The 14,488-nt window shown below is 58.2% G+C and carries 16 protein-coding genes; 4 read left to right on the top strand and 12 right to left on the bottom strand.

Annotated features, from left to right (window positions below; all coding sequences use genetic code 11):
- Nucleotides 1–123 precede the first annotated feature (123 nt).
- The 6 genes from AC05QJ_RS17095 to AC05QJ_RS17070 all read right to left on the bottom strand — a co-directional run bounded on the left by AC05QJ_RS17095 (nt 124) and on the right by AC05QJ_RS17070 (nt 5,042).
- A complete protein-coding gene (locus AC05QJ_RS17095) occupies nt 124–567 on the bottom strand; it encodes a DUF411 domain-containing protein (protein WP_004574337.1) in 444 nt (147 codons plus the stop codon).
- Nucleotides 557–1,399: a c-type cytochrome gene (locus tag AC05QJ_RS17090; RefSeq protein WP_330074752.1), complete on the bottom strand. Its 843-nt coding sequence runs from the start codon at nt 1,397–1,399 to the stop codon at nt 557–559. Before AC05QJ_RS17090 ends, AC05QJ_RS17095 begins: the two co-directional genes overlap by 11 nt.
- A gap of 9 nt (nt 1,400–1,408) precedes the next feature.
- Complete coding sequence (locus AC05QJ_RS17085) at nt 1,409–2,500, bottom strand: copper resistance protein B (protein ID WP_004374649.1); 1,092 nt, start codon at nt 2,498–2,500, stop codon at nt 1,409–1,411.
- Entirely contained in the window at nt 2,490–2,801 is a 312-nt protein-coding gene (locus tag AC05QJ_RS17080; RefSeq protein WP_004374653.1) for a hypothetical protein, read from the bottom strand. The genes AC05QJ_RS17085 and AC05QJ_RS17080 overlap by 11 nt, the downstream gene beginning before the upstream one ends.
- 12 nt (nt 2,802–2,813) lie before the next feature.
- Nucleotides 2,814–4,646, bottom strand: coding sequence for a copper resistance system multicopper oxidase (locus tag AC05QJ_RS17075; RefSeq protein WP_476742482.1), 1,833 nt, complete (start codon nt 4,644–4,646; stop codon nt 2,814–2,816).
- 189 nt (nt 4,647–4,835) lie between these two features.
- Entirely contained in the window at nt 4,836–5,042 is a 207-nt protein-coding gene (locus AC05QJ_RS17070) for a co-regulatory protein PtrA N-terminal domain-containing protein (RefSeq protein WP_004374659.1), read from the bottom strand.
- A 283-nt stretch (nt 5,043–5,325) separates the two neighbouring features.
- Here AC05QJ_RS17070 and bufA2 point away from each other — a divergent pair, with 283 nt between their 5' ends.
- From bufA2 to AC05QJ_RS17050, 4 genes are read left to right on the top strand one after another with little or no spacing between them, the layout of a single operon-like run.
- Entirely contained in the window at nt 5,326–5,586 is a 261-nt protein-coding gene (bufA2, locus tag AC05QJ_RS17065; protein ID WP_003460126.1) for a BufA2 family periplasmic bufferin-type metallophore, read from the top strand.
- 44 nt (nt 5,587–5,630) lie between these two features.
- A complete protein-coding gene (bufB, locus tag AC05QJ_RS17060) occupies nt 5,631–6,467 on the top strand; it encodes an MNIO family bufferin maturase (protein WP_004374664.1) in 837 nt (278 codons plus the stop codon).
- A complete protein-coding gene (locus AC05QJ_RS17055) occupies nt 6,464–7,258 on the top strand; it encodes an HvfC/BufC N-terminal domain-containing protein (protein ID WP_004374666.1) in 795 nt (264 codons plus the stop codon). Before bufB ends, AC05QJ_RS17055 begins: the two co-directional genes overlap by 4 nt.
- Before the next feature lie 36 nt (nt 7,259–7,294).
- Entirely contained in the window at nt 7,295–7,609 is a 315-nt protein-coding gene (locus AC05QJ_RS17050) for a hypothetical protein (RefSeq protein ID WP_004374672.1), read from the top strand.
- 19 nt (nt 7,610–7,628) lie between these two features.
- Here AC05QJ_RS17050 and AC05QJ_RS17045 read toward each other — a convergent pair whose 3' ends face one another.
- The 6 genes from AC05QJ_RS17045 to AC05QJ_RS17020 form a co-directional block, all read right to left on the bottom strand.
- Nucleotides 7,629–7,829 (bottom strand): heavy-metal-associated domain-containing protein, encoded by a 201-nt coding sequence (locus AC05QJ_RS17045; RefSeq protein ID WP_003246756.1) that lies wholly within the window; start codon nt 7,827–7,829, stop codon nt 7,629–7,631.
- Nucleotides 7,830–7,926: 97 nt separating this feature from the next.
- Nucleotides 7,927–9,354: a UvrD-helicase domain-containing protein gene (locus AC05QJ_RS17040; RefSeq protein WP_033725463.1), complete on the bottom strand. Its 1,428-nt coding sequence runs from the start codon at nt 9,352–9,354 to the stop codon at nt 7,927–7,929.
- Nucleotides 9,344–11,071 (bottom strand): ATP-dependent nuclease, encoded by a 1,728-nt coding sequence (locus tag AC05QJ_RS17035; protein ID WP_004374677.1) that lies wholly within the window; start codon nt 11,069–11,071, stop codon nt 9,344–9,346. Before AC05QJ_RS17035 ends, AC05QJ_RS17040 begins: the two co-directional genes overlap by 11 nt.
- A 173-nt stretch (nt 11,072–11,244) precedes the next feature.
- On the bottom strand, nt 11,245–13,608 hold the full coding sequence (locus AC05QJ_RS17030; RefSeq protein ID WP_476742481.1) for a heavy metal translocating P-type ATPase: 2,364 nt from the start codon (nt 13,606–13,608) through the stop codon (nt 11,245–11,247).
- Nucleotides 13,609–13,613: 5 nt separating this feature from the next.
- A complete protein-coding gene (locus tag AC05QJ_RS17025; RefSeq protein WP_003246761.1) occupies nt 13,614–13,862 on the bottom strand; it encodes a DUF2933 domain-containing protein in 249 nt (82 codons plus the stop codon).
- A 79-nt stretch (nt 13,863–13,941) separates the two neighbouring features.
- Nucleotides 13,942–14,475 carry a cupredoxin domain-containing protein gene (locus tag AC05QJ_RS17020; protein WP_003246762.1) on the bottom strand — a complete coding sequence of 178 codons (534 nt, stop codon included), beginning with the start codon at nt 14,473–14,475 and terminating at the stop codon, nt 13,942–13,944.
- Nucleotides 14,476–14,488: the final 13 nt, after the last annotated feature.

The following is a 14,488-nucleotide window of genomic DNA, read 5'->3' as shown; positions in this document are numbered from 1 at the left end:
TCGTAGTGCTCCTTTGGTTTGGAGACAGCCCTTGGCGCCCTCGGGCGCCTTTTTTACTTAGGTTAAAGGGCGTATGAAAAAGAGTCGGCCACTACACACAAGCGGCCGTGCTGGCAGGCAGTACTACTGAGCGGGATATTCTGCAACGACCTGATCAGACCCCGCCTTGGTCAAGCCAATGACCTGGTAGGCATGCTGTACGCCATCGACTTCCATACCGGGGGAGCCCGCCGGCATCCCGGGAACAGCGATGCCCACGAGATCATCGCGCTTGGTGAGCTCGATGACCTGAGCCGCCGGCACATGACCTTCGACGAACTTGCCGTCAATCACCGCGGTGTGACAAGACGCCAACCGCGGCGCAACGCCCAGACTTTGCTTCACTGCCGACATGTTGCTTTCGACATGGTCGACGACTTTGAAGCCATTCGCTTCGAGGTGTGAGATCCACTTCTTGCAACATCCGCAATTAGCATCACGATGGACATCAATCGTCAGGGCATCAGCGGCTTGAACTCCAGTTGTGACGGAGAGAGCGGCCAGCAAGGCCAGATATTTAGCTTTCATGCACGTGCTCTTTGCCATCGGCGTGGGTGTGGGTCTTGGGCGAGGCATTCGGAGTTTGCTCGGAATGATGGTCTCCGCCGCTTGGGGCGGCCTCATCCCCGGCATGGTGATCATCGCCACTCATGTCCGAATGGTGACCTGCCTCAGGTGCGGAGCCACCCTCGCTATCAGTAGCCGCGGCATCGTGATGGCCAGGCTCTCCGGCATCACCTGTTCCATGATGGTCTTCGCCACCGCCGCTATTGCCATGATGGCCAGGCTTGTTGTCGCCGTGCTGACCTTCATGATTGTGCATTTGCGTTTCCCCACCACCATGCTGATGGCCGCCACTGGATGCGACGAGTGCTTGGTATTGCTTGGCATCCATCGTCGGCAATTGGTCAATGAAGGCAACCATGCCCCAGATGTACTCATCGCCCATGCTCTTGCCCCACGCAGGCATACCCGTTGCCTTGATGCCATGCTTGATCACCCAGAACGCTGCTGACGGATTGCCATCGACACCGATCTTGGCGAGGTTGGGAGGCGCAGGGTAAAGCGATTGGCTTAGCTCGGTCTCCGCCACACCTGGCGCCAAATGACAGCCGATACACATGGAGTTGTAGTTGCCCGCACCGGCGCGAATAAGAGCTTGATCATCCAGGTTGGGAACCTCGATGTCCCGCGAACGGACTTCGATAGAGCGGTCACGGGCCATCGTGAGAAACGCATGCACTGCAGGAAAATGGGGATCGTCGGCCCCCACGTTGACCACGCCAAAGTAGGCGCCGGCCAGGACAGCTGTGCTACCGACCACGCCGGCCGCCACCAAAGTTTTAATTGTTCTTTTCATGTCAGGTTCTCAAAACCACATCCGGATACCGGCGACAAAACGCGCCTCGTCTACATCACCGCCCTCGTCGCGCACCATGTCTGCCGTGTTGCCATAGGAGCGGCTCCAGGAAACCCCGATATAGGGGGCAAACTGCCTGACAATCTCGTAACGCAGACGCAAGCCGAGCTCGGTATTTGCCAACCCAGACCCCACACCTCGCTCAGGATCGTTCTTGCCGTAGAAGTTCATTTCGGCAGTTGGCTGGAGAATCAGCCGGTTGGTCAGCAGAATGTCGTACTCGCCCTCCAGTCGGGCAGCAGTTTGGCCATTCTCGCCGACGAAGGCCGTGGCTTCGGCCTCAAAGGCGTAAAGCGCCATGCCCTGGATACCGAAGGCGGCCCAAGTCTGCGGCGACTCCGGTTTGAAGTCCTGGCGAACGCCCGCGACGACATCCCACCAAGGGCCGATCGAGCGGCCGTACAGCAGCTGTAATTCAGCATCCTCGGTCACGCCGTTGGTACGCTCGCCTTCGGAGCGGAACCAGACCCGGTTGATATCACCGCCTACCCAGCCCGACGCATCCCAGGCCAGGGTGCTGCCCTCATCTGCGTCCTGGTATTCGAGCTGATCGAGCAGGAAAAAACTGTTGATGGCGCTGTCGTGAACCTTGTGGCCAGGTAATGGCGGGAAAGCCGCTTGGCGATCAGCATCCGTCAGAACGGGAATCGGCGTACGGCTGGTGGTTCTCGGGGCTTCAGCGGAGCCATGGTTCATCTTTGAATGATCCATGCCCTCCATCTGTCCTTGCATGGCGCCATGCCCCATCTTGCTGTGATCCATAGCCTGGGCCTTCTCTTGGCTCTGGCCGTGGCCCATCTGGCTATGATCCATGCTGCCCGAAGCACCCTGCATGGCACCATGGTCCATCTTGCTGTGATCCATGCCCTCCATCGGCGCTTTGGTAGCGCCGTGGCTCATCTGGCTATGGTCCATCGACATGGTGCCGTGCCCCATTGCCGAATGATCCATTTCTTCCGCAGCCAAAGTAACGCCGCCGCTGAACGCACTCAGCGACACAGCCAGCGCCAAGAGAGATGGACGTGAAAACCTAGTGGTCATGGTTCGAACCTGCTTCGGCTTCGGTGCCGCCATGCTTATCCATCATGTTTTCGTGATTCATGCCGTCATGCTTCATGTCTCCGTGATCCATGGCGCCATGATCCATCTGCTGGCCAGCGGCCTTGTCTTTCGATTGATCTGCAGGCTTGTCACTGGCGTCGGGCGCAGCCGACTCGGCAGCATGTTGTTCGTGCTCGCTGTGCCCCTCACCTGCCAATGACGTCGGCGCGTGCAGAACAGCCAAAAGACTGAACATCGCTGCGCTGCCAAACAGGGCATTACGCTTCATAAAAGTACTCATCAGAAATCTCCTTTACTCATCCACACGGACTTCACGGAACATGCCCATTTCCATGTGGAGCAACAGGTGGCAGTGATAGGCCCAACGTCCCAACGCATCGGCGGTCACCCGATAGCTGCGCTTGGAACCTGGCGGCATGTCGATGGTGTGTTTACGCACCAGGAAATTGCCGTTCGCATCCTCCAGATCACTCCACATGCCATGAAGATGGATCGGGTGAGTCATCATGGTGTCGTTGACCAGCGTGATGCGAACACGCTCGCCGTACTTGAGGCGCAGAGGCTCGGCGTCAGAGAACTTGATTCCATCGAAGGACCAGGAGAATTTCTCCATATGCCCGGTGAGGTGCAGCTCGATGGTGCGACTTGGCTCACGCCCGTCCGGATCAGGGAAGGTGCTGCGCAGGTCAGAGTAAGTCAGGACGCGCCGGCCGTTATCACGCAGGCCGATACCTGGGTCGTCCAGCTTGTGCGTCGGCGTCATGGTCTGCATGTCGACCAAAGGATTGTTGGTCTCTGAGGCCGGGTGTGCCTGCATGTTGCCAGCCATGCCAGCCATGCCAGCCATGCCAGCCATGCCAGCCATGCCCGAATGATCCATTCCAGCCATCTGGCTGTGATCCATGCCGGCCATGCCACCCTGCATGCTCCCATGATCCATGCCCGCCATACTGCCGTGGTCCATTCCGGCCATGTTCCCGTGATCCATACCGCCCATGCTGCCGTGATCCATACCCATGTCGCCCATGGCAATCAGCGGACGCGGGTCGGGGCTGGGTACTGGTGCACTCAACCCCTCCTGTACAGCAAGGGTGCCGCGCGCATAGCCAGTGCGGTCCATGGATTGGGCAAACACGGTATAGGCCTGTTCGCTGTCTGGTTCGATGATCACGTCGTAGGTCTCGGCCACGGCGATACGGAACTCTTCGACGCTGACCGGTTTGACGTGCAGACCATCGGCCGCAACCACAGTCATCTTCAGGCCTGGGATGCGCACATCGAAATAGGTCATAGCCGAGGCATTAATGAACCGCAGGCGGATCTTTTCGCCTGGTTTGAATATGCCGGTCCAGTTGCCATCAGGTGCCTGGCCATTCATCAGGTAGGTGTAGGTGTAGCCACTGACGTCAGCGAGATCCGTCGGGCTCATCTTCATCTCGGCCCACATCTTGCGATCGGCTACGGCGGCGGACCAACCCATCTCGCTTACGTCATCGATGAAGTCACCAACGGTGCGTTTGTGCTGGTTGTAGTAGTCCGACTGTTTCTTGAGCTTGGCCAGTACCCGCGTTGGATTTTCATCCGTCCAGTCGCTCAGCAACACGACGTAATCACGGTCGTAACTGAAGGGCTCGGGCTCCTTGGCATCGATGACCAGCGCGCCGTATACGCCGACCTGCTCCTGCAGCCCCGAGTGACTGTGATACCAGTAGGTACCGTTCTGGTTGACCTTGAACTTGTACTCATACATGCCGTCAGGGGCGATGCCATGGAAGCTCAGGCCAGGAACACCATCCATGTTCGCCGGCAGGATGATGCCGTGCCAATGGATGGAGGTGTCCTCCTTGAGGCGGTTGCGCACGCGCAATGTGACGGTATCGCCTTCGCGCCAACGAAGAATCGGCCCAGGGAGCGAGCCGTTGATGGTCATGGCCGTGCGCGCTGCGCCGGTGATGTTCACCGGGGTTTCACCGATGAATAGGTCGAATTCGTTACCAGTCAGTACGTTGGGCTGGCCGGGGCTGTTCACCGCCCAGACCGGCGTGCGCCACATGCCCATGCCGCCGAGAATACCGGCGGCGGCGAGGCCTTTGACGAAAGTACGTCTTGTGGTTTTGCTTTGCATGCCGTTATGTCCAATCCGTCAGATGAGCCGGTGATATGCATCCGGTCTCGGGTTCATTGACTGCTCCAGTGTCGGGAGATTTGATCTTCAAGCCTTGCGTGCTGCGCAAGTTCCCCCTGACACCAAGCAGTATGAAACTGCCATATCTCAACCATCCGGGTGATTACATTTCTGTAAGGTTGAGGGGGCTCAGCAGCTGGCGTGTTCCGCCTGTTTGGCTTGGCTGCCGGCGACAGGAGCTTCATCGTTCTGCTGCTTGGCCAACTGATAGGCTTCCAGCGAGACCTGGCGGGCTTGTTCCATGCGTGCAAACGTGCGATCAGCACCGCCTTCGGCCATCGCCAGGCTGGAAACACTCAGGGCAGCAACTACAAACAGGGTTTTGATCGATTTCATTTCGTTAATCCTCAGAAGTTTAGAAGCCCCTGTAACTAGTGGGGACGAGCGTTAAGCTCGCTGCTACGTTAACCACGACGCCCTGTCAGCAACCTGATCCGAACATTACAGTTCTGTCAGTTTGCTATTTCTTTCTTGTAGGCCCTCCTGAAGGCTCGGTACTGTCTTCCTGCCCGCGCAGCCTTGCGGATTCCATGGGCCTGATCGGTAGCAATGCCTGAGCTAACTCGTTCATTCGCACCGACGGATCGCGACCATCAAACAATCAAGAGAGATAGCCACTATGTCGAACAAATCCAACGTAGCTACCGGTGCCGCCTTGGCTCTGGTGGCCGCCAGCCTGTTCTCCACCCTGCCCGTCCAGGCTGCTCAGGAAACCAAAGCAGCAGAAGTGAAGTGCTTCGGGATCAATGGTTGCAAAGGGCAGAACGACTGCATGACCGCGAAAAACGACTGCAAAGGCCAAGGCGAATGCAAAGGCCAAGGGTTCAAGTTGATGACCCAGACCAAATGTGACGAAGCCGGTGGCAAAACCAGCGAATAAGGCGGTTCAGGGGAGTGCATGCCACTCCCCTGCTGGAGTCTCGAATGAGTAAGCGCAAAACTCTGGGTTTCGGTCTTGGCCTTCGTAACGAGTATTACCGGCAGATCCTGGAGGAACGGCCTGCGGTCGACTGGTTCGAGATCATTTCCGAGAATTACCTGGTGGAGGGCGGCAAGGCTCTCTACTTCCTTGATGCGATCGGCGAGCACTACCCCCTGGTGATGCACGGAGTATCTCTTTCGATTGGCGGCTCACATGCCTTGGACATAGACTACCTACGACAGCTCAAGCAGCTGGCGGATCGGGTGCAGCCTCAGTGGGTGTCTGATCACCTGTGCTGGAGTCGAGGCAACGCCCATCAACTTCACGATCTGCTACCGCTGCCGTTTACCCAGGAGAGCCTGCTGCATGTCGCGGCCCGGGTGCGCTTGGTGCAGGATGTTTTGGAACGTCCCATCGTGCTGGAGAACGTTTCCTCCTACGTGCAGTGGACAACATCCAGCATGAGCGAGTCTCAGTTCCTCTCGGAGCTCAGTTACCTGACCGGGTGCGAGCTGCTTCTCGACGTGAACAACGTCTACGTCAGTTCGCGCAACCAGGGTTTCGACCCTTGGCAGTTCATCATGGAATTGCCGCACGAGCGGATTCGGCAAATTCACCTGGCCGGGCACAGCGATTACGGGCAGTACCTCATCGACACCCATGACCAGCCCATCGCTGATCCGGTTTGGTCTCTCTACAGCAAGACTTTGAGCTACTTGGGCCCGACATCGACCTTGATCGAGCGGGATGACCAGTTTCCGCCGCTGGAAGAGCTGTTGTCCGAATTAGCACATGCCCGTGCTATCGCCAAATCTGTGATATCGGGGGCCACCCCTTGAGCCTGATCGCCCTACAGACTGCATTTGAAACTTACCTGACAGGTGACAGTGCCCTGCCCTCCAACGAGCTTTTGGAGCAGATCCGAGGTAGCACAGCGCTGAGTGCTCTCGAAGGCCTGCAGATCTACCACAACGCTTACCGTTCGCGCCTGCTTGCGGTCTTGCGAGAAGACTTCCCTGCCCTGCTTCACTGGATCGGCAACGAATCATTCGAGCAGCTCGCACTGGCCTACTTGGCCGCCTGGCCACCACGACATTTCAGCATTCGCTGGCTGGGCGAGAAGCTGCCCGAGTTCATTAGCAGCTACGTCGAAGAACCCCAACTATCGCCGATGCGCGAACTCGCGGAACTGGAATGGGCCTTTACACTGGCCTTCGACGCTCAGGATGTCGAAGCGCTTTCGCTGGAGACCATGAGTGATTTTTCGGCTGAAGACTGGATTTCACTCAGGGTTTCCCTGACTGCATCTGCCCGGTGGTTGCAGCTGCAGTACAACACGCTGGAGTTGTGGAAAGCCGCCAAGTCCGGCAGCTTGCTGCCTGATATTACCCGCCTGCCAACGAACCTAGCCTGTCTTGTTTGGCGTCATGAACTCGTCTGCCAGTACCGGAGCCTGGAGCCAGCGGAGGCTTCGGCATTGCAGTTTCTCATCGAGGGCGGATCGTTCGCTGAACTCTGCGAGTCGTTGAGCGCCACGCATGGCGAGCAAGCTCCCTTGCAAGCCGCGACCTGGTTGAAGTTGTGGGTCAACGACGGTTTGCTAAAGCGCGGCCAGCTATTGAACCTTTAGGCTAGCGCTCTCTCTTTGGCCACTCCGAGCGCTTCTATGACTCACCGCATCATTCATTTCAAACAGCAAGCCTTGCTTGACCCGGAGACCTATCAGGCAATGCTGGCCGACGGCGTTGGTCACTGGGAGCGGCTTGCAGGAGAAGTCGTCGGCATAGAAGACGAAAAAAGCCACGAGTTCGCTGCATTGAAAAGCCTGTTCAAGCGCAAGCGGTACTCCTATGACACGCTGGAAATGCGCGAGCCAGGCGATCACTCAAACTGGCTTCGCGGCCGAGATGGTTCAGAAGGTATGACCAACGAGGTCACCAGTATCCCAGGGCTAAAAGAGCTCTCAGAACTGGAGATTTAGTGGGATAGCAGGTCAGCGCTCAAGCGCTGACCTGGGCCGAATAGCCAAGCTCCTGGATGAGTTCGCGGATCGATTCGGCACTTTCTGTGCTCTCAACGGTGACCTTGCCGGCCGCTCGATCCACTTCTACTCGTGCATCCTGATCCAGAGCTTGAATGGCCTTCGTGATTTTGCTCACGCAACTGCCACAGCCCATCCCCGCAACACTCAGACTAAACATGTCTTTCACCTCATTTCGTCCGCGGCTCAAGTTACCGCACGGACAGCATCGACCTTGACACGATGGCAAGGTCAAGCCCGTAAGCGCTACAAAAGGATCAGCCGTTTACCACGGGCGTAAGGATGGGGGTTGGTGAACACACCACGACATGCCTTGCGCCCCTCGTCAGTGCGACGTATAGATTCTGGGGGGTCATAAGCTCAGGATGCAGGACAACCGAGACATCCGCCTCCAGCCCCTTGAGAAGTAATGTGCTGCCTACAGAGCGTCTTGCGATCGGTCGGGCAAGGTGTCTATTGCGCTCTCGCGCTTGAATGGCTGCACTCAGAAAGTCGGCAGCACCTCCCACCACCGCTTGCATTGCAGACCGGCAGCAGTACAGAACCTCCGGTCGGTATACACGTGCCCCGTGCTGCTCAGCGAGCGTATCGATCACACGGAGCGCTTGCCCCAATGTTGGCGCTGCTACGAAATCGATCGCCGCAGCCTCGGCCGCGGTCGGAGGCGTTCGGGCCCTTCCTGCACGCAGCGACTCCACGCGCGTTCGCAGGTTTGCTGCACCTACCCCCGTCATTACGCTGGAAGCAAACTCCACAAGTTGTGCCAGAGCATTGGCACCCTGCAAGTCAAAGTTCCTGGCGAAGTTGACGAGATCTCTCAGGTCGACGGCTTCTACGGCCATGGCACCGGGTGTCTGGCTCGTGAGCTGATGGCGACCTTGCACGTTGATGGAGTCCCCGATGATGAGGACGCTACCCTGAGCGTTGGGAGCTTCGGTTCTCGCGGCCACCAGTCGCTGCTGAACTTCGGTTCCGGCGTTTAGCTGCACCCAACGCACTTCTGCTGGAGCCGTGCGCAGATCCACCGGCTGACCAGCTTGAAGTTGTTGCCTTATGGCGAGCAGCCACTGCCCGAGGTTCTCAGCTCCAGCCAGCCGCCAGCGCCACGGTATCCTCAACTCTCCCGCTGCGGGAAACAGGGGTTGCACCTCATTCGCCCAATGCACCAGTCGATTGCCACGGAAGCTGAATATGGCTTGCATCGGGTCACCGAGCACGCAGGTCGGAAGCACCTGGGCCAAACCAGACACGATGGCGTGCTGGACGACGTTGCAGTCTTGGTACTCGTCGACAAGCAACCGTGCATAGGTGGCGCGAAGGGGCTGAGCGAGGTGACCGGCCTGCAACAACTGCATGGCGGCCTCCCGAATTGCCGGGTAGTCAGTATTGGGTTGATGCAGCTGTAGGATCTGCGGGTTATGGCCGCTTCGCGCTGGGAACTTAGCGATCAGGCGCATCGAGAATCCGTCAATGGTGGAGACTCGATATGCGGAGTTAGGAACACCGGCTCGTCTCAGGCGCGCCCGTAAGGCCGCAACGCCGGCGTTCGTATGTGTCAAGACGAGGATGGGTTTGCTCTGCGTATGCGCGATGAGCGTCTCGGCAATCAATTGCGTTTTTCCACAACCTGCGGGGGCCGTTATGGAGCCACGCTCGATAGCGAAAAGATCAATCTCAGGGGGCACTTGTAAACGTCCAGAGCTGATTCGTGACTGCCATGAAGCCCGGTTCGGCGTTCTGTAAAGACGGACCGACGATGTCCCTTGCAACCTCCTGATAGGTTGTCAGCGACTTGAACCAGCCGCTGTTGCGGATACGGGATGCGGTTCCCAGCAGCTCTCGTCTCTCAGGTGAGTACCCATCCACGAGTCGCTTGGCTCGGATATCGTTCAGCGTCACGCGGCCTTGGGACTTCGTCTGAATGTGTGCGTTCATCAGCTCTGCACCCACTATTGTTTCGGCTTTCGCCAGAAGTGCATCGAGTGCTTGCTCACTGAGATGGCGGAAGATCTCGTCCTCCAACGTGAGGCCTGGTCGCCATGTAAGAATTTGCCCGCCGGCGGCCAAGAATGCTTCAGCGAGCCCCGCGGTCGAAGGCTTGTCGGCATCTACAAAAACCATCACGCGGTAACCCAAGTTCAGAAGTGCTGTTCCCCGGATAAGACTGTTATCGGGGCTTCCCCCGCCGGCGTCCACATACGCGCCGCCATGGGCCAGGAATGAGGTAGCGCCAAGACTGACCCACCATTGGTCAAGGCCACGCGCGAAGCCAACCTCGCTGGCCCCCTCGCAAACGATGATGGATTTGGCGAGGAATGCTTCGGGGTCCTTCCGAAGGGTACTTTGTACCTCGTTGGCTTCCCCAGCTGGCATAACACTGTGGCGCTGAGGTGCTGACCGAACAACGAATAACTGGCTGCCGGACAGCTCGCGCAGCGCGACCGGCGAGTGCGTCGTCATGAACACTTGCAACGGAGCGGCAGCGTCCTTTGCACCCAGCGAGTCCAGGAATCGCATGAGCCGATGAGGTTCAAGCCCGTATTCCACCTCATCAACCAGGGCAATTGGCGCGGCGCTGGCCGCAGCCCTTTGAAGCCCTGCCACTAGCAAGCGTGACGAGCCCGTGCCAAGGGAGCGCAGCGGAATACCTGTTTCACTGTGCAGCGCGATCGCCCCCTCGCCAATCGACACAGAATGTGCGTCAAGGAGCGCCTGAGGCATAGCCCCGACCGAAACGCCAAGATGCTGTGCTGTGCGTTGCACGACCTCAAGCGTCTGGGTCAGATGTTCGGCTGCTTGATTGCCAAAGTTCGCTCTTGCTTGCCTAGCGGCGCGCGCCAGTTCAGCACCAAGCTCGGCGCGCTCATCGGTAAGTCGATTGAGCACTGAGCCACGACTCCACGACAGGTTCGAGCTCGCAAAGCTGCCGATACGGGCGGGCGCTAGTGCCGCTCGTTCTTTCCAGGGAAGAGTGCGTTCAAGTTGCTGCTGCTCCGCGCGCTCGGAGAAAAGTGTCCAAACAGGCTCCAAATCGGCACCAACTTGCAGACGCAAGGTGATGACGGTCTCCAGCCCCGCTCGCGGTTCGTCTTCGACTTCCCCCGTACCGGGATGGAATCCACGCAAGAACTCGCCGTAGACATCAATATCCATCAGCGATAACGGCAGATCGCCAAGCGCCACGCTGATGGTGATGGGTACATCGACGTTTAATGCGAAGAAGTCCATGTCGCCGAACGTGCCGCCTCGGCGGGCGCCGACGCAAAGGTCAATCGCATCTAGAATGCTGGACTTTCCACTATCGCCAGGACCTATGAGGCAGTTAATTCCTGGGGCCGGCACCCAGTCGAGCGCCTGGATAGATCGGAAGTTGCTGATAATCAGTCTGCGAATGCGGGCCACGGAGAGTCCTCATGGGTTAACGACGACCAGTCTCCTACCCGCAGCGGCAACAGTCCATCGAACGTCACCTCGTCACTATGTGTTGCGACAGATAGGTCGGACCGGAAACTACCGTACGGCATTTTCCGGTCAGATGCGCTTCTGAATAATCACCTGGTCGGTGGTATGGAAGCCTATCCGATGTCCGTTGATTTCAACCTCAGAGCATTGAAGACCACCGACGCCGAGCTGACACTCATCGCCAGCGCAGCAATCAAGGGCGACAGAAGATGCCCCGTCAGCGGGTACAGCAGCCCCGCTGCTAGCGGGATTCCCATCGCGTTGTAGAGGAACGCAAAGGCGAGGTTCTGCCTCATGTTTTTCACGGTTGCCACTGACAGGGTGCGCGCTCGCAGGATGCCCATCAGATCTCCCTTGACCAGCGTCACTTGGGCGCTGTTCATCGCCACATCGGTACCGGTGCCCATGGCGATACCTACGTCAGACCTGGCCAGGGCGGGCGCATCGTTGATGCCGTCACCCGCCATGGCGACACGACGGCCATAGCCCTGCAAATCGGCGACCAGTTTCTCCTTATCCTGCGGTTTGACCTCACCATGCACTTCCTCGATTCCGAGCTGCTTCGCCACGGCTCTTGCTGTGGTGAGGCCATCACCAGTGGCCATGATGACCTTTACGTCTTCGCTTTGAAGCTTGGAGACAGCCTGTTGAGAAGTAGGCTTGATCGGATCGGAAACGGCCAGGAGTCCCGCCAGGCGACCATCAACGGCCAAATAGATGATGCTGATGCCTTCCAGACGCAGTTGCTCGGCGCGATTGCGCAGCGGGGTAATATCGACGCCCGCCTCGTCCATCAGTGCGGTGTTGCCGAGCTGCAGCTGATGGTCATCGACCTGGCCGCGCACACCAATACCCGAGCCAGATTCGAAAGTGTCCGGTTTGTCCAGTGCAATGCACTGACCGCGCGCATGATCGACGATGGCATGAGCCAGCGGGTGCTCACTACCCTGGTCGAGACTAGCAGCCAGGCGCAGCACTTCATTGGAGTCGTAACCGCCTGTCCCTTCCGCACTATGAAATACGGGACGCCCCTCAGTCAGGGTTCCAGTCTTGTCGACGATGAGCGTGTCGATCTTGCATAGATTTTCGATGGCGCTGGCATCGCGGAACAACACACCGCTGCTAGCGGCCTTGCCAGTCGCAACCATGACGGACATCGGGGTTGCCAGACCCAGAGCGCAGGGACACGCAATGATTAGCACCGCCACCGCATTGATCAGGCCAAATACCCAGCCTGATTCCGGCCCTAATAGCCCCCAGCCGAAGAAGGTCAGAATCGCGATCAGGATCACCCCGACCACGAAATACCCTGCCACCGCATCAGCCATACGCTGCATGGGGGCCTTGGAACGTTGGGCTCTGGCCACCATCTGAACGATCTGCGACAGCATGGTCTCGGCACCGACCTTCTGCGCCTCCATCACCAGGCTGCCGTGGGTGTTCAGGGTGGCACCGATAAGGGCATCCCCTACCCGCTTGGTCACGGGTAACGGTTCTCCGGTAAGCATCGACTCGTCGACGGCGCTCTCCCCCTCTAGAACCGTACCGTCCACCGGGACTTTCTCTCCCGGCCGGACACGTAGGTGGTCGCCCTGATGGACATGTGTCAGCGGAATATCTTCTTCCTGGCCATCGGGCTTGATGCGACGCGCAGTCTTTGGTGCCAGCCTCAGCAGTGACTTGATGGCTGCCGAAGTCTGCGAGCGGGCCTTGAGTTCGAGCATTTGGCCCAACAGCGTGAGTGAGATAATCACCGCGGCTGCTTCAAAATAGACGCCGATACGTCCGTCCTGGGCAAAAGCCGCCGGAAACCACTGCGGAACCAAGGTAGCGGCCACGCTGTAGAGGTAGGCAGCGGCCGTTCCCAAACCGATCAGGGTCCACATGTTGGGGCTGCGGTGGCGGATGGAGTCAATGCCGCGGGTGAAGAATACCCAGCCACCCCATAGCGTCACGGGCGTCGCCAGAGCCAGCTCGACCCAGTTCTGGGTCGTGCCATGAAACAGTTGCAAGGAATGGCCGGCCATCGCCAATACGGTCACGATGACGGTCAACGGTAGGGTCCACCAGAACCGCAGCGAGAAGTCCTTCAGCTCTGGATTTTCCTCCTCTTCCAGCTCCGGGATGACAGGTTCCAGCGTCATCCCGCAGATCGGGCAGTTTCCGGGAGCCGGTTGACGGATTTCTGGATGCATCGGGCAGGTGTATTCAGCACCTACAGGTGTCGATGTGGGTGCTGGAGTCGCGTGCTGGTGATGCTCCCCATGAGACTGATGGCTCATGTACTGATGAGGATCTGCTTGGAATTTCTCTAGGCACTTCGCACTGCAGAAATGATAGGCCTTCCCTTCAAAGCTCTCGCGATAAGGGCCATCAGGTTTGACCTCCATGCCACACACCGGGTCGCGCTGGCTCTCGGAGTGGGCGTGCGAGTTATGTGAATGATCCTGGTCATGATGGCAGGAGGTCTTTTGCATGCGATCTATGTCCTTTCTTCGTCCTTGGAAACAGCGGTGCTGCTGGAGTGGGAGTGCCCGCCGTGATTGTGGCCAAACAGATGCATCAGCGGGCATAGCAGCAGGATGAGGTACGGCAGGGCCTGCGAAAGATGACCGTAATGCTCACGCGCTACATAGAAGATGCCGATTACGGCCAGCATGATCAGCGCAATGCCAATCTTGCTCTTCCAAAAAGGCGGCTCAGTGGTACTGGTGTGATGGGTATGGTCCACGACAATAGCCTCGTTTCAATGGCGGCCGGATCAGTATAGGTGTCTCAGACTGGACGGAGTTGGCGAGTATCAATAAACGTCAGCGTACGGTCACCTTACCGACCATTCCCGACTGATAATGTCCTGGAATATTGCAGGCGAACTCCAGTTCGGTGGCGGCGGAGAAGGTCCAGATCAACTCTTCGCGTGCTCCAGGTTCGACAAGAACACTGTTGGGGTCATCGTGTTCCATACCGACCATCTTCATGCCGCCCATGGCATGGCCCATATTGCTCATGTCATGTGCACCTGTAGGGGACAGCGTGCCGTTCTGAAACATCGCGGCCATCTCTTTCTGGTGCGCGGCATGGGATGCCGCTTTGCCAAGATTGAATTCGTGTAGCAGTGCACCGTCATTTTTCAGGACGAAGCGAACTGTCTCGCCTGCTTTGATCTCCATTGCTTTGGGTTCGAAGAAGATGTCCCCCATCCGGACTTCGATGGTGCGATCTACTGCCTGACCGTCTCCCGGTTGCCCAATACTGTCTTTCTTGTGGCCCGGGCTGGCCAGCGCATTGGCAGCACTGAGCAGCAAGCCAAGGGTGGTGATTATGAAAGCGGGTCTGAGTTTCATGGTGTGCCTCTGA

The organism is Pseudomonas sp. TUM25319 (assembly GCF_056388475.1).
The sequence above is the reverse complement of the archived record's forward strand: the minus strand, read 5'-3'. Positions and strand labels throughout refer to the sequence as shown.

Bases quoted from the DNA above. Each gene is read 5' to 3' on its own strand.
- AC05QJ_RS17095 (WP_004574337.1), bottom strand. From the start codon at position 567: ATGAAAGCTAAATATCTGGCCTTGCTGGCCGCTCTCTCCGTCACAACT.
- AC05QJ_RS17090 (WP_330074752.1), bottom strand. From the start codon at position 1,399: ATGAAAAGAACAATTAAAACTTTGGTGGCGGCCGGCGTGGTCGGTAGC.
- AC05QJ_RS17085 (WP_004374649.1), bottom strand. From the start codon at position 2,500: ATGACCACTAGGTTTTCACGTCCATCTCTCTTGGCGCTGGCTGTGTCG.
- AC05QJ_RS17080 (WP_004374653.1), bottom strand. From the start codon at position 2,801: ATGAGTACTTTTATGAAGCGTAATGCCCTGTTTGGCAGCGCAGCGATG.
- AC05QJ_RS17075 (WP_476742482.1), bottom strand. From the start codon at position 4,646: ATGCAAAGCAAAACCACAAGACGTACTTTCGTCAAAGGCCTCGCCGCC.
- AC05QJ_RS17070 (WP_004374659.1), bottom strand. From the start codon at position 5,042: ATGAAATCGATCAAAACCCTGTTTGTAGTTGCTGCCCTGAGTGTTTCC.
- bufA2 (WP_003460126.1), top strand. From the start codon at position 5,326: ATGTCGAACAAATCCAACGTAGCTACCGGTGCCGCCTTGGCTCTGGTG.
- bufB (WP_004374664.1), top strand. From the start codon at position 5,631: ATGAGTAAGCGCAAAACTCTGGGTTTCGGTCTTGGCCTTCGTAACGAG.
- AC05QJ_RS17050 (WP_004374672.1), top strand. From the start codon at position 7,295: ATGACTCACCGCATCATTCATTTCAAACAGCAAGCCTTGCTTGACCCG.
- AC05QJ_RS17045 (WP_003246756.1), bottom strand. From the start codon at position 7,829: ATGTTTAGTCTGAGTGTTGCGGGGATGGGCTGTGGCAGTTGCGTGAGC.
- AC05QJ_RS17030 (WP_476742481.1), bottom strand. From the start codon at position 13,608: ATGCAAAAGACCTCCTGCCATCATGACCAGGATCATTCACATAACTCG.
- AC05QJ_RS17020 (WP_003246762.1), bottom strand. From the start codon at position 14,475: ATGAAACTCAGACCCGCTTTCATAATCACCACCCTTGGCTTGCTGCTC.